Raw genomic sequence first — 14,097 nt, 5'->3', positions numbered from 1 at the left:
CCGCCGGCCGAGCAGGTCGCGAAGAAGGCGCCGTCGGGTCTGTTCGACCCGAAGATGCTGCTCACCTCGCTGCCGGACGCGCTGCGCAAGCTCGATCCGCGGGTGATGGTGAAGAACCCGGTGATGTTCGTGGTCGAGGTGGGTGCCGTCGCTTCGACCGTCCTCGCCTTCACCGACTCCAGCGTGTTCGTGTGGTGGATCGTGGTCTGGCTCTGGCTGACGGTGATCTTCGCGAATCTGGCCGAGGCCGTCGCGGAGGGGCGAGGTAAGGCCCAGGCGGCCACGCTGCGCCGGGCCAAGACCGAGACGACCGCCCGCAAGCTGTCCGCGGACCGCCTGAGCGAGCAGGAGGTACCGGCCGCGTCGCTCCAGCTCGGCGACCTGGTCGTGGTCGAGGCCGGTCAGATCATCCCTGGCGACGGTGACGTGGTCGAGGGCGTGGCCAGCGTGGACGAGTCGGCCATCACGGGCGAGTCGGCGCCGGTGATCCGCGAGTCAGGCGGTGACCGGAGCGCCGTCACCGGTGGCACGAAGGTGCTCTCGGACCGGATCGTCGTCAGGATCACCACCAGGCCGGGCGAAAGCTTCATCGACCGGATGATCGCGCTGGTGGAAGGAGCGTCCCGGCAGAAGACGCCGAACGAGATCGCGCTGAACATCCTGCTGGCCAGTCTGACCATCGTGTTCCTGATCGCGACGGCGACGCTGCCGACCTTCGCCTCCTACGCTCACACCGAGCTGAGCCTCGTCATCCTGGTTGCCCTGCTGGTCTGCCTGATCCCGACCACCATCGGGGCCTTGCTGTCGGCCATCGGGATCGCCGGGATGGATCGGCTGGTCCAGCGCAACGTGCTGGCGATGTCCGGACGCGCGGTCGAGGCCGCCGGTGACGTGAACACCCTGTTGCTGGACAAGACCGGCACGATCACGCTGGGAAATCGGCAGGCCAGCGAGTTTATTCCGCTGACCCGAACCACCGAGACCGAACTGGCCGACGCGGCGCAGTTGTCCAGCCTGGCCGACGAGACGCCGGAAGGCCGCTCGATCGTGGTCCTGGCGAAGACGCGGTACGGGCTGCGCGAACGGCACACCGGTGAGTTGCCGCATGCAACGTTCATCGAGTTCACGGCGCAGACCCGGATGAGCGGGGTGGACCTGGACGGCCGGCAGGTCCGCAAGGGTGCGGCCGGCGCGATTGATGCCTGGCTTCGCCACCAGGGCGGCACTGTGGTGCCGGAGCTCGGGGAGATCGTCGACGGCATCTCCACCTCCGGCGGAACGCCACTGGTAGTTGCCATGAGCAAGGATGGCGTTGCCCGGCCACTCGGCGTGATTCACCTCAAGGACGTCGTCAAGGAAGGGATGCGGGAGCGGTTCGACCAGTTGCGGGCGATGGGCATCCGGACCGTGATGATCACCGGCGACAACCAGTTGACCGCGAAGGCGATCGCCGAAGAGGCCGGGGTCGACGATTTCCTGGCGGAGGCGACGCCCGAGGACAAGCTGGCGCTGATCAAGCAGGAGCAGGCGGGCGGCCGGCTCGTCGCGATGACGGGAGACGGGACGAACGACGCCCCCGCGCTCGCGCAGGCCGATGTCGGCGTGGCGATGAACAGCGGTACGTCGGCGGCCAAGGAAGCCGGCAACATGGTCGACCTGGATTCCAACCCGACCAAGCTGATCGAGATCGTCGAGATCGGCAAGCAGTTGCTGATCACCCGCGGCGCGCTGACCACGTTCTCGATAGCGAACGACGTGGCCAAGTACTTCGCGATCCTGCCCGCCCTGTTCGCGGCGGCCTACCCGGGGCTCGATCGGCTGAACGTCATGCACTTGCACTCGCCGGAGTCCGCGATCGTCTCGGCCGTCATCTTCAACGCGCTGGTGATCGTCGCACTGGTCCCGCTGGCGCTGCGCGGCGTGCAGTACAAGCCGTCCTCGGCGTCGGCGATGTTGCGGCGCAATCTGCTGATCTACGGCGTCGGTGGCCTGATCAGCCCGTTCCTCGGGATCAAGCTCATCGATCTGCTCGTCTCGCTCGTCCCCGGTATCCGCTGAAACCGAAAGAGGCAACACACCATGATGGCAAGCAGGCTTCCCGCGACGATGCGGCAGTTCGGGGTGGCGGCCCGGGCACTGATCGTGTTCACGCTCGGCCTCGGGGTGATCTATCCCTTGGCGATGACCGGACTCGCGCAGACTCTGTTCCACGGCAACGCGAACGGTTCGGTGATCAAGGTCCACGGCAGAGATGTCGCCTCGGACCTGATCGGCCAGGCGTACACGCGGCAGGCGACCAAGGACGGCAGGCCCGAGGTCGATGCCGACGGCAAACCGGTGATGGTTGCCGACCCGCTGTGGTTCCAGACCCGGCCGTCCGCGGTGGAGTATGACGCGACGGGCAGCGGCGCCTCGCAGTACGGGCCGAACAATGCCGACCTGCTGGCCGCGGTCCAGCAGCGCCGGAAGGCTGTGGCCGAGCTGGAAGGTGTGGATCCGGCCCAGGTGCCGCCGGACGCCCTGACGGCCAGCGGCAGCGGCCTCGACCCGCAGATCAGCCCCGCGTACGCCGCGTTGCAGGTCGGCCGGGTCGCGCGGGAGCGCGGACTCGATGTCGCCGAGGTGCGACAGTTGGTGCGGGAGAACACCTCGGGACGCACCTTGGGCTTCCTCGGTGAACCAGCGGTGAACGTGGTCACGTTGAACGCCGATCTTTCCGCACTGGGCTGAGACGATGGAGACATGACTAGCAGCGGTCGCGGGCAGCTGAGGGTGTACCTCGGCGCCGCGCCCGGCGTCGGCAAGACCTACAAGATGCTGGGCGAGGCGCAGCGCCGGCGCGAACGCGGTACGGACGTGGTGGTCGGCCTGGTCGAGACGCACGGCCGTGAGCACACCGCCGCGATGCTCGACGGGCTGGAGGTGGTCCCGCGCAAGATCCTGGACCACCGCGGCGCGAGCTTCACCGAGCTGGACCTGGACGCCGTGCTGGCCCGCCGGCCGGAAGTGGTGCTGGTCGACGAGCTTGCCCACAGCAACGTTCCGGGCAGCCGGAACGCGAAGCGCTGGGAGGACGTCGACGAGTTGCTGACCGCCGGGATCGACGTGATCTCGGCGGTGAACATCCAGCACCTGGAGTCGATCAACGACGTGGTCGAGAAGATCACCGGAGTACCGCAGCAGGAGACGGTGCCGGACCGGGTGGTCCGGGCGGCGGATCAGATCGAGCTGGTCGACATGACGCCCGAGGCGTTGCGCCGCCGGATGGCACACGGCAACGTCTACGCGGCCGACAAGATCGATGCTGCCCTGGGCAACTATTTCCGGGTCGGCAACCTGTCGGCCTTGCGCGAACTGGCCCTGCTGTGGCTGGCGGACCGCGTCGACGCCGGCCTGCAGCAGTACCGTGCGCAGCACGACATCGACTCCACCTGGGAGGCGCGTGAGCGCGTCGTGGTCGCGCTTACCGGCGGGCCCGAGGGCGAGACCTTGATCCGGCGTGCGGCCCGCATCGCCGCCCGCTCGTCGGGCGGCGACCTGCTCGCCGTCCACATCGCCCGCTCGGACGGGCTGACCGGCGCCAATCCGGCCAAGCTGGCCCAGCAGCGGCAGCTCGTCGAGAGTCTCGGCGGCACCTACCACCAGGTCGTCGGCGAGAACGTCCCCGAGGCGCTGCTGTCGTTCGCCCGCGCCGAGAACGCCACCCAGCTGGTGCTCGGCGGCAGCCGTCGCTCGCGGCTGGCCGCGCTGTTCACCGGTCCCGGGATCGGGGCGAGCTCTCTGCGGGACTCCGGCGACATCGACGTACACATCGTCACCCACTCGGAGATGGGGCGCGGGCGGCTGCCCAGGGCGCAGGGCAGTCTGTCCAAGCGTCGCCTGATCTACGGCTTCGTACTGGCGCTGGTGCTACCGCCATTGCTGGCTCTCCTGCTGGGCATCGGTGACGATGCTCTCAACCTGACCAGCAACGCGCTCGCCTTCCTGTTCGCAGTCGTCGTCGTCGCTCTGGTCGGTGGCCTCTGGCCGGCGATCGTGACGGCCGTTGCCGGCACGCTGGTGCTGAACTGGTTCTTCACCCCGCCGGCCCACTCCTTCACCATCACCGAGCCGAACAACGTGCTCGCGCTCAGCATCTTCGTGCTGATCGCCGGCCTGGTCTCATCCGTGGTCGACCGCGCCGCTCGCCGGACCAGGCAAGCGGCCAGGTCTTCGGCCGAGTCCGAGACGCTGGCAACGCTGGCGGGATCCGTACTCCGCGGCGAGACCGCCCTGCCTGCCCTGCTCGAACGGGTCCGGGAGGCCTTCGGGATGACCGCCGCCTGCTTGATGGAACGACTCGAGACCGACGAGCTGACCGAGACCTGGCGACCCATCGCCTCAGCCGGTACGCCGACCTGCCGGCGCCCGGAGGACGGCGATGCCGAGATCCCGGGCCGCGACGACCTCGTCCTGGTCCTGCAAGGTCGCTCGCTGGCCGCCGACGAGCGCCGCCTGGTCGGTGCCTTCGCGGCCCACGCGGCCGCGTTGGTGGACAAGGCCCGGCTCAGCGAGGCCGCTGCCGAGGCGAAGCCATTGGCCGAAGCAGACAAGCTCCGTACTGCGCTGCTCCGTGCGGTGGGCCACGATCTGCGGTCCCCGCTGGCCTCCGCGAAGGCCTCGGTGACCAGCCTCCGCAGCTCCGACGTGGACTGGACTCCTGCGGAGCGGGACGAGTTGCTCGAGACGGCAGACGAGTCCCTGGATCGGCTGACCCGCCTGGTGGACAACCTGCTCGACCTCAGCCGCCTGCAGGCCGGCGTACTGCCGGTTTTCACCCGGCCGATGGCGCTGGACGAGATCATGCCCGGCGTCCTGGCCGAGTTGGGTGATGCTGCCGCTGCGGTGACCGTCGACCTGCCGCACACCCTGCCACTGGTCGACGCGGACGCTGCCCTGCTCGAGCGGGTGATCGCGAACCTGCTGGCCAACGCGGTCCGGCATTCGCCGGCGGGACGGCCGCCGCTGGTCACCGGTAGTTCGCTCGGCGATCAGGTCGAGCTCCGGGTGGTGGATCGCGGACCGGGAATCCCGCGGGCCGACCGCGACCGGGTGTTCGCGCCTTTCCAGCGGCTGGGCGACACCGACAACACGACCGGGGTCGGGCTGGGGCTCGCACTTGCCCGGGGGTTGACCGAGGCGATGAACGGTTCGCTGCAACCCGAGGACACGCCGGGAGGCGGGCTGACCATGGTCGTATCGTTGCCAGTGGCAACCGTGCGGGCCGGTGACGCGCCGGTTCCGGGCAGTCGTGAGCGGTCCGCGTCCGGTCCGGAGGTGCAGGGATGACCAGGATCCTGGTGGTCGACGACGAACCACAGATCGTTCGCGCGTTGCAGATCAACCTGAAGGCCAGACGGTACGAGGTACACGTGGCCGACAGCGGTACGGCGGCGCTCAAGGTCGCCGCGCAGTACCCGCCCGACCTGGTGATTCTCGACCTCGGGTTGCCGGACCTGGACGGCGTCGACGTGATCCGCGGTCTGCGCGGCTGGACCGAGGCGCCGATCCTGGTGCTGTCCGGGCGGACCGACAGCACCGACAAGGTCGAGGCGCTCGACGCGGGCGCGGACGACTACGTGACCAAGCCGTTCGGGATCGACGAGTTACTGGCCCGGATGCGCGCGGTACTGCGCCGGAGCAATCTGGCCCAGGATCAGCCGGTGGTCGACGTCGGCGGTGCCCGCGTCGATCTGTCAGCGAAGCGGGTGACGCTGGACGGCGGCGAGGACGTCCGGCTGACCCCGACCGAGTGGCATCTGCTGGAGGTGCTGGTCCGGCATCCCGGCAAGCTGCTGTCCCAGCGGCAACTGCTGACCGAGGTGTGGGGACCGGGGTACGAGACGGCCGGCGGCAACCTGCGGTTCTACATGGGCCAGCTCCGCCGCAAGCTGGAAGCGGATCCGGCCCGCCCGGCGCACCTGCTGACCGAGCCGGGGATGGGCTACCGCTTCGAGCCGTGACGAACGGCTAGGCGCCGCGGGCCAGGAGTTCGTCGAGGATCTCGCCCTCGCGGCGGTAGGGCTCGAAGTGACCGAGGTCGCCGAGCTCACGCAAGGTTGCCGTGGGCAACTTGTCGACGAGGCGCTGGGCCGCGGTGAAGGGGCAGTTGCGGTCGGCGACGCCGTGCCACCAGGTCACGCTGGTCTTGATCGCGGTCAGATCGATGTCGGCCCAGTCACCGCCCATCGCCAGGGTCTCGTCCACCCAGCCGTCCATGCCCTGGGCGAAGGCCGCCTCGATCGCCTTGGTCTGCGCGAGCCGCCAGCGCGGGTCGCTCATCACCTCCAGGTCGGACGCCGGCGCGGTCTTCATCGCCGCCTCCAGCCCGGCCAGCGGCCCTGCCTGCATGGCCTCGTACGACGGAGTGAGTACCTCGCGTACGCCGGCCTCGTCACCGGCCCGGGCTGCCCGGAAGGCGGCCGCGTTGAGCGGGATCATCGCGTCGTACTCGTGGTCCTCCAGCGGTGGCAGGCCGACCGTGATCGTGGCGGCGATGACGCGATCGGGGTGGTGTGCGGCGAACGCGAGTACGTGCGGACCGCCGCCGCTGCCACCGGTGAGGTAGACGCGGTCCAGCCCCAGGTGATCGAGAATCGCGGCCAGGTCGTCGGAGTGCTCACGGAACCGCCGCCCCGGGAGCCTGCTGGAGCGCCCGTAGCCCGGCCGCTCGGTGGTGATGACCTGCAGTCCACGGTCGGTCCAAACCGATCGATCCGCCCGGATGCTCCAGCGCGACCCTGGCGTACCGGGCAGCCGCAGCAACGGCGTACCGGAGCCGGTTCGGGTCCAGGCGACGGTCCGGCCGTCCGGGCGAACCAGGTCCTCGTCGAGCACGTCGGCGTACAGGTCGTCGGTCATAGCCGCGATCATGCCAACCGTGCGGGTCGCGACGTGTCCGATTCGTTCAAGACTGTTGGCGGTCCGTGCGGGAAGGTGGAGGCATGGACCTTTTCACTGCTGCCCGGGACTTCGTCCGTACCGACGGCCGGCTGGTCGAGCGCCGGCTCTTCGCGACCCTCTTCGAAGGCGCCGATCCCGGCGGGGTGGTGGACGCGCTGCGTGGCTACCAGAACGCCGACGGCGGCTTCGGTCACGCGCTGGAGCCGGACAAGCGATGCCCGGACAGCCAGGGGCTCGACGTCGAGACCGCGTTCGACATCCTGCTGGCGGCCGGTGCCCACGACGACGACCTGGTACGCCGTGCCTGCGACTGGCTGGCGTCGGTCGCCACCGGTGAGGGTGCGGTCTCGCTGTGCACCCCCGCGATCGAGAACTACCCGCGCGCCGAGCACATGAGCGACTGGACCTATCGGCCCGATCTCAACCCGACGGCCGGTCTGGTCGGCCGGCTGCACAAGCTCGGTGTCGAACACCCCTGGCGTGAGCAGGCGGCGGCCTGGTGCGCGAAGACGCTCGCCGACGGTCTGCCCGGTGACGCCCACGCGCTGCACGAGGCGATGGAGTATCTGGAACACGCTCCCGGTGGAGTCGACCTCGACCCGATCCGCGAGCACCTGGCGAAGGTCTCGTACTTCCGAGCCGACGCCGACGACCCGGAGTACGGCGTGACGCCCTTGCACCTCGCGCCGACGCCGGACAGTGTCTGGCGACCGCTGTTCACCGACGAGCAGATCGCCGGGCACCTCGATCGCCTGATCGCCGACCAGCAACCCGACGGCGGCTGGGCCATCACCTGGGAACCTCCCGGCGCCGCGGCCAAACTCGAATACCGCGGAGTCGAAACCGTCCGCGCACTGCGAACCCTGCAGGCCTACGACCGCCTGCCGACCAGCTGATCGCCGAGTTCGGTGCGGGCGTAGAGGACGACTCGACCGGCCCGGGCCTTCGTGACCAGGCGGTTCGCAGTGAGAGCCGCGAGTTGTTGTGAGATCGCGCTCGGGGTGACTCCGCGGCGGCGGGCCAGTTCGAGCGTCGAGGCGGGGGAGTCGAGCGTGGCCAGCAGACCGGCTCGGGCGCGCCCGATCAACTCGTCGAGCGCTTCCGGCCCGGGCTCGACCGCGGTCTCCCAGAGCGTGCCGATCCCGCGCGCGGGGTACGCGACGGTCGGTGGCTCGTCGGCACCGACCGGGCTGATAGCGTGCTTCGCGAACAACGTCGGCACCAGCCAGAACCCCCTTCCCTGCACCACGGCGTCGTAGTCCAACCGGTACGACGAGACGCGCAGCCGTAGTACGCCGTCGGCCCAGATCGCGCTCGGATCGAGTCCGGTCAGTACGGCGGCTGCCCCGTCTCGGGCGAGCAACCTTGCCCGATAGACCATGTCGGCTTCGAGAACGGCCTGCATCCGGCGCCAGTGCGGCTCGATGGCCAACTCCCAATACGACTCCAGCAGGTCGCTCAACCGGTCCCGGAGGCGGCGCGGCTGCTCGCAGAGCCGAGCCAGTTCGGGCGGCAGCGGCCTGCCGCCGTACGCGCCGAGTACGTCGGTGAGTGCCCGGCCCGGTGGTGTCGCTCGGACCCGTCGAAGCTCGTCCTTCACTTCGGGCAGTGGCGATTCAGGTCGTGGCGTGAGGAAGTCCGGCAACCACTGCACCTCGGGAGCGACGAGCGACAGCAACAGGTCTCGGTCGGGCCAGTCCGCGATCAGCGCCTCGGTCCGGCGGATCCAAGGCAGGTGGACGACATGCGCCGAGGGTTCGTGCAGAGCCCACAGGCTGGTGGCCGCCTCCAGGAGCGGAGAGCAGGCGAAGCGCATGTCGGCCAGATCGTCGACGTCGAGCCGGTAGCTGATCATTTAGTCCCAGACTAACTCTCTGGCCGACACCACCGAGCCGATCGTTCGATGGGCGGCATGACCGAGATCCAGCTGGTGGGCCGTCCGACCGGCGTACCCACCGCCGACCTGTTCGCCTTCGTCGACTCCGAGCCGCCCGTCGTCCAGCCCGGGACCGCACTGGTGGAGAACCTTTATCTGTCCGTCGACCCGTACATGCGCCAATGCATGGACGAGCTGTGGGAACTGCATTCGCCGCTCGAGGGCCGCTCGCTCGGGCGCGTTGTTGAGTCGCGCACCCCGGAGTACGAGGTCGGTGACATCGTCTTCCACGGGAACGGCTGGCGGACCCACGCGCTCGTGCGTCCCGGCGAGAGCCGCCGGATCGAGGAGATCCCCGGCGTACCGCTGTCGGCTCACCTCGGGATCCTCGGTGGGACCGGGCTCAGCGCCTATGTCGGGCTGGTCCGGGTCGCGAAGCTTCAGCCGGGCGAAACCGTCTTCGTCTCGGCTGCCGCCGGCGCAGTCGGTACTGCGGCCGCCCGACTGGCCAAGCTGCTCGGAGCAGGCCGGGTGATCGGCAGCACCGGGTCGCGGGAGAAGGCTGAGCGGCTCGTCTCGGAGGTCGGCTTCGATGCCGCGTTCTGCTATCGGGACGGGCCGATCGTCGACTCACTGGCCAAGGCTGCTCCGGACGGCATCGACGTCTACCTGGACAACGTGGGTGGCGAGCACCTGGCCGCGGCCATCGACGTGCTCAAGCAGCGCGGCCGGATCGCCTGGTGCGGCGCGGTGTCCACCTACAACCACGAGGCGCCGGTCGCGCCCCGGAACCTTTTCGACATCGTCGGCAAGGAGCTGAGGCTCGAAGGCTTCCTGGTCCGCGAGAACCTGGATGCCAGACCCGAGCTGTACGACCTCGTCGTCCCCGAACTCCTGGCCGGCCGGATGGTTTCGGACGAGACGGTCGTGACCGGCTTCGACTCGATGGTCGAAGCCTTCCTGGCGATGTTGAGCGGAGCGAACAGGGGAAAGATGATCGTGCGGTTGTGACAGAATCGGCGGTCGTGAGGAGGCCGGTGGATCGTGTTGATTGGTGACAGCTGGGTGCGGTCGCTGATCTCTGCGATCGCCGCTGTCGTCGCCGCGGCCCAGCCGGTTGCGCCGCCCGCACCGATCGCCGGCCAACCGCCTGCGCAGGTCCGCAAGGCCGGGAACTGGGTCGGGAGCTGGGCGACCGCGGTCACGCAGGCCGACAGGACCGGCCTGTCCGCGACCGGCGTCGCCAACACCACCTTGCGCCAGGTGGTGCATCTTTCCGTCGGCGGCAACTCGGTCCGGATCCGGTTGTCCAACCGCTTCGGGATCCGGCCGTTGACCATCGGCCGGACCACCGTCGCGCCGCGCAAGACGACGGCCGCAGCGACGCCGAACGTCGAGATCCTGCAGATCCTCCCGCTCACCTTCAAAGGCAGGCCGGGCGTCACCATCCCGGTCGGTGCCGAAGTGCTCTCCGACCCGATCTCGCTGTCGGTCGCGGAGGACAGCGACCTGGTGATCAGCACCTTCTTCCCCGCCGCGACCGGGCCGCTCACGCAGCACCCGGCCGGCTACGCCACCGCCTTCAGCGCGTACGGCGAGCAGACCACGGGCGGCGGCGCGCAGTACCGGAAGGTGCCGGGGATGGCCCGGTTCGTCGTGTCCGAGGTGGACGTCCGTGGCTCCGCGAAGGGCGCGATCGTCCTGTTCGGCGACTCGATCACCGACGGGGCGGCGTCGCCGATGGACCGGAATCTGCGCTATCCGGATCAGCTCGCCGACCTGCTGCTCCTCCGCGACGTGGGCGCCCTGAATGCCGGGATCGCGGGGAATCGGCTGCTCGCGAATGCCGGGTCGTCGGGTGAGGCCGCGATCGGGCGGTTCGAGCGCGACGTGGTACGGCGTACCGGCGTACAGGCTGTTGTGGTGCTGGAGGGGATCAACGACATCCGGTTGACCAGGGGCGCGATCTCGGCGACCCAGGTGATCGCGGCGCATCGGCAGTTGATCGCGCGAGCGCATGCGGCCGGCTTGAAGGCGTATGGCGCGACACTCACGCCGTACTGGGCCTCCGCGCAGTACACGGTCGGTGGTGAGATCGCTCGGCAGGCCGTGAATCAGTGGATCCGGACCTCCGGTGAGTACGACGGCGTCGTCGACTTCGAGACCGCTCTCCGCGACCCGAAGTCGCCGCTCCAGCTCCTGCCCGCTTACGACTCCGGCGACCATCTCCACCCGAACGCAGCCGGCTTCACCGCCATGGCCAAGGCCTTCGACCTCAACCTGGTCGGCTAGCCGGATTCGGCTGGGTGTTCGACCTGGCGGTCGCCCCATTGGGTGAGGAGGCCGCGGGCGATCTCGAGGTCGTCGCGCAGAGAGCGGTCGGTGAGGTCGTCGGGGAGCGCGGCCAAGGCGTCGGCGAGCCAGGGGCTGACCGCGGCAGGCGCGAGTTGTTCCGGCGTGATGCCGGCCAGCCGGGCTGCTCGGACCGCCGTGACGAGCTCACAAGCCAGAACGTCCCGGAGTGCGTCGAGCAACTGCGCAGTGAGTACTGCGGCTTGCGGGGCGAAGCTCGCGTGGTGTTCAGCACCCCGGCTGAGGGTCGCCGTCCCCAGGGTCGCCGGTTGCGCGGTGGACCGGACCGAGGCGAGCGCGTCGTGGGCGACGTACTCGATCATCATCACGCCGGAGCTCGCCTCGGCGCCGCTGGCCAGGAACCGGCTCAGCCCGGTGAACTCCGGATCGACCAGGTTGGCGACGCGGGAGGTCGACAGGGTCGCCACGCTGTGCAGGCTCAGCCGCAACGAGTCCAGGGCGAGCGCGATCGGCATCGCATGCCAGTTTCCGTTGTGCAGCACGGTGTCACCGGCGACGAGCGGGTTCTCGGCGGAGGCGTTCAGGTCGATCGTCAAAGCGTTGCCCAGGGCATCGACATGGTCGACGGCGGGTCCGAGGACCTGGGCGAACGCACGCAGACCGAAGGGGTCCTGGATTCTTGCCGGGGGCAACGGCAGCTCGTCCAGCAACCCGCGCATCCGGCGGGCGACCCGGACCTGCCCTGGTTGCGGGCGCGCCTCGTGCACCCGTACGTCGTACACCTCGGCGTTGCCGCGAAGCGCGACGTGGGAGAGCGCGCCGACCAGCGGTACTACGTTGATCAGGGTGGCGGCTTCGACGTACGCGAGGCAGGTGTCGGCCAGCGTGAGTGCGTTGCTGGACAGCAGGGGGAGCGCGCTGGTCCCGTCGATCACGTCGCCGAGTGCGAGCCCGAGTTCCGCGAGCGGGCCGAGGTCGCCCGTGCCGATCGCGCCACCGCGGTGCAGATCGGGCAGGTTGTCGTCGTTGAGCAGGCCGACGATCGCGTCGGCGACCTCGGGTGCCAGCCCGGAGCCGCCAGTCGCGAGCTGGTTGACGCGGATCAGCAGGCCGAGTCGCACGACCTCCTTGGGGTACGACGTGGTGCCGGTGGTCGAGTGCGACGCGAGCAGCCGGGCGCCGTGCTCCGGATCGTTCGTCAGCACGTCCCGGTTCGCGCCGACACCGGTCGTCCGGCCGTAAACCGGACGATGCAGGGCGATCTCCGCGACGGCCGCGGCCGAGTCGGCCATCTTCTTGCGAGCGGTCTCGGCCAACTGCACCGGCGTCCGCCGCTGCCCGAGCGAAACCACGTCCAGCGGCGTCAGCCCCACCCCGGAAATCTCGATCGGCTCCACCCGCCCAGTGTGCGACCTGTGACCCACACCACGGCGTACCCGCCTACGATCTTCCGTCTGAGATCCGAGACAGTTGGTTTTGGGAACGCAAAAGCCCGCCACTCACGAGGAGTGGCGGGCCGTTGGGGGCGTGAGTGTTACGAAGCCTTGCCGTAGCGCTTGTTGAACTTCTCTACGCGGCCCTGGGTGTCCATCACGCGCTGCTGGCCCGTGTAGAACGGGTGGCTGGCGGACGAGATCTCGACGTCGACGACCGGGTAGGTGTTCCCGTCGTGCCACTCGATGGTCTCGGTGCTCTGGCGTGTCGAGCCGGTGAGGAAGCTGAAGTTACCGGACTTGTCCCGGAAGACGACCCGGCGGTAGTCGGGGTGAACGTCCTTCTTCATGCTGCTGCACTTCCTTCCAGATAAGGGGCGAACGGATCGGTCAGCTGAGCTGCCGATTCATCCGCACGAAGGACACAACCATCCAGGCGGCGCTCTAATTCCCAGATGTCCAGATCGATTCCGGTGATGGACAGGTACGTCGCGCGATCGCCGTGCTCGGGGTGCCACTCCAGTGCCGAGCGGGCCTGATGGGTCCGGCCCACCTCGGACCAGCGGTCCGCCGGAAGGTCGGCCAGCCAACGGCCGAGTACGCCGAGGGAGATGTTCGTGCCGAAGCTGTCCCAGCCGAGTCGGAGGTCCGGTCTCGATGCGAGCCAGACCGTCCCCTTGCCACGGGCCGTCCCGGCGACGATGTCCTCGAGGGCGTCGTACAGGCGTTCGGGGTGGAACGGCCGGGTGGACTGCCAGACGAGCGTGCGAACCCGGCCGCCGTCCTGCAGTGGCGCACTGATGGTGCCCGGCTCGACCCAGGTCTCGGCCGTGTCAGGATCATGCAGCCGTACGCCGAGCAGGCCGGCCGGGTCGGTCCGGACCATCGCCTGCGGGTTGATCGCCCGGGCCAGTGCTGCGACCGTTTCGTCGGGGCTGCTCAGGATCACCGCGTTGGCGTACTCGAGCTGACGGGCGACGACCTCGGCGATCGCGCGGCCGTCCTCGGCAGCGGTCGGGATGCCGCGGTCGTGGATCAGGCTCTCTCCGGTCAGGTCGGTGACCACCGTCGCGGTGTCCAGGACTGTCAGGACGGCGTCCACTCGGAGCTCGTCGCTGCCGTCGCGGGCGATCTCCTCGGCGAGCGCCTGGGTGTCGCCGGCGCCGGGGACCGACACGATCACCGCTTGGTACTTGCCGGTCGCTGCGATGCTCAGCAACAGCGCCACCAGCGATCCGCGGATCGCACAGGAGACGCAGGGGTGACCCATCCGGATCACCTCCTCGTCGATCACGCCGGCCGAGGTCCGGGCGATCCGGACGACGGAGCCGCCGGCGAGACCGCTCACGTCGTACTCGACAAGTACCGCGCTGGGTGTCAGCAGGGTGGTCGCGACGGCGTTCCGGCTGGGCTCGTCGATCCCTGTCAGCAAGGTGACCGGCAGCATGGCGTCTCCCGTCTTATTGAAAATGATTACCAGTAACGTACACTGCTCAGGACGGCTGGGAATACCGGGTCGCACCGCCGGTGTTC

12 protein-coding genes are annotated in these 14,097 nt (G+C 69.2%); 7 read left to right on the top strand and 5 right to left on the bottom strand.

What is annotated here, in order from left to right; all coding sequences use genetic code 11:
* Positions 1–39: 39 nt before the first annotated feature.
* The 4 genes from kdpB to DIZ26_RS33940 are packed head-to-tail and all read left to right on the top strand — an operon-like array spanning position 40 to position 6,002.
* Positions 40–2,058 carry a potassium-transporting ATPase subunit KdpB gene (gene kdpB, locus DIZ26_RS33955; protein WP_269815416.1) on the top strand — a complete coding sequence of 673 codons (2,019 nt, stop codon included), beginning with the start codon at positions 40–42 and terminating at the stop codon, positions 2,056–2,058.
* Positions 2,059–2,079: 21 nt separating this feature from the next.
* The gene (gene kdpC, locus DIZ26_RS33950) at positions 2,080–2,730 is read left to right on the top strand and encodes a K(+)-transporting ATPase subunit C (protein WP_408610297.1); all 651 of its coding nucleotides are present in this window, start codon (positions 2,080–2,082) and stop codon (positions 2,728–2,730) included.
* A gap of 12 nt (positions 2,731–2,742) precedes the next feature.
* A complete protein-coding gene (locus DIZ26_RS33945) occupies positions 2,743–5,328 on the top strand; it encodes a sensor histidine kinase (RefSeq protein ID WP_112248629.1) in 2,586 nt (861 codons plus the stop codon).
* A complete protein-coding gene (locus tag DIZ26_RS33940) occupies positions 5,325–6,002 on the top strand; it encodes a response regulator (RefSeq protein WP_112248628.1) in 678 nt (225 codons plus the stop codon). The genes DIZ26_RS33945 and DIZ26_RS33940 overlap by 4 nt, the downstream gene beginning before the upstream one ends.
* 7 nt (positions 6,003–6,009) lie before the next feature.
* Here the strand turns inward: DIZ26_RS33940 and DIZ26_RS33935 are convergent, their stop codons facing one another.
* Complete coding sequence (locus DIZ26_RS33935; RefSeq protein ID WP_157979893.1) at positions 6,010–6,900, bottom strand: alpha/beta fold hydrolase; 891 nt, start codon at positions 6,898–6,900, stop codon at positions 6,010–6,012.
* An 83-nt stretch (positions 6,901–6,983) separates the two neighbouring features.
* Here DIZ26_RS33935 and DIZ26_RS33930 point away from each other — a divergent pair, with 83 nt between their 5' ends.
* Entirely contained in the window at positions 6,984–7,838 is an 855-nt protein-coding gene (locus DIZ26_RS33930) for a hypothetical protein (RefSeq protein ID WP_112248626.1), read from the top strand.
* Here DIZ26_RS33930 and DIZ26_RS33925 read toward each other — a convergent pair.
* The gene (locus DIZ26_RS33925) at positions 7,814–8,797 is read right to left on the bottom strand and encodes an ArsR/SmtB family transcription factor (RefSeq protein WP_112248625.1); all 984 of its coding nucleotides are present in this window, start codon (positions 8,795–8,797) and stop codon (positions 7,814–7,816) included. The genes DIZ26_RS33930 and DIZ26_RS33925 overlap by 25 nt on opposite strands.
* Positions 8,798–8,854: 57 nt before the next feature.
* Here DIZ26_RS33925 and DIZ26_RS33920 point away from each other — a divergent pair, with 57 nt between their 5' ends.
* Positions 8,855–9,829 carry an NADP-dependent oxidoreductase gene (locus DIZ26_RS33920; protein WP_232828788.1) on the top strand — a complete coding sequence of 325 codons (975 nt, stop codon included), beginning with the start codon at positions 8,855–8,857 and terminating at the stop codon, positions 9,827–9,829.
* Positions 9,830–9,862: 33 nt separating this feature from the next.
* Positions 9,863–11,110, top strand: coding sequence for an SGNH/GDSL hydrolase family protein (locus DIZ26_RS33915; protein WP_232828787.1), 1,248 nt, complete (start codon positions 9,863–9,865; stop codon positions 11,108–11,110).
* On the opposite strand, the gene DIZ26_RS33910 is transcribed toward DIZ26_RS33915, so the two are convergent.
* The 3 genes from DIZ26_RS33910 to DIZ26_RS33900 all read right to left on the bottom strand — a co-directional run bounded on the left by DIZ26_RS33910 (position 11,107) and on the right by DIZ26_RS33900 (position 14,011).
* Positions 11,107–12,528: an aromatic amino acid lyase gene (locus DIZ26_RS33910; RefSeq protein WP_232828786.1), complete on the bottom strand. Its 1,422-nt coding sequence runs from the start codon at positions 12,526–12,528 to the stop codon at positions 11,107–11,109. The genes DIZ26_RS33915 and DIZ26_RS33910 overlap by 4 nt on opposite strands.
* A 137-nt stretch (positions 12,529–12,665) precedes the next feature.
* Complete coding sequence (locus DIZ26_RS33905; protein WP_112248623.1) at positions 12,666–12,914, bottom strand: type B 50S ribosomal protein L31; 249 nt, start codon at positions 12,912–12,914, stop codon at positions 12,666–12,668.
* Entirely contained in the window at positions 12,911–14,011 is a 1,101-nt protein-coding gene (locus DIZ26_RS33900) for a CobW family GTP-binding protein (RefSeq protein WP_112248622.1), read from the bottom strand. The genes DIZ26_RS33905 and DIZ26_RS33900 overlap by 4 nt, the downstream gene beginning before the upstream one ends.
* Positions 14,012–14,097: the final 86 nt, after the last annotated feature.

The organism is Kribbella monticola (assembly GCF_003261635.1).
GTDB lineage: Bacteria > Actinomycetota > Actinomycetes > Propionibacteriales > Kribbellaceae > Kribbella > Kribbella monticola.
The sequence above is the reverse complement of the archived record's forward strand: the minus strand, read 5'-3'. Positions and strand labels throughout refer to the sequence as shown.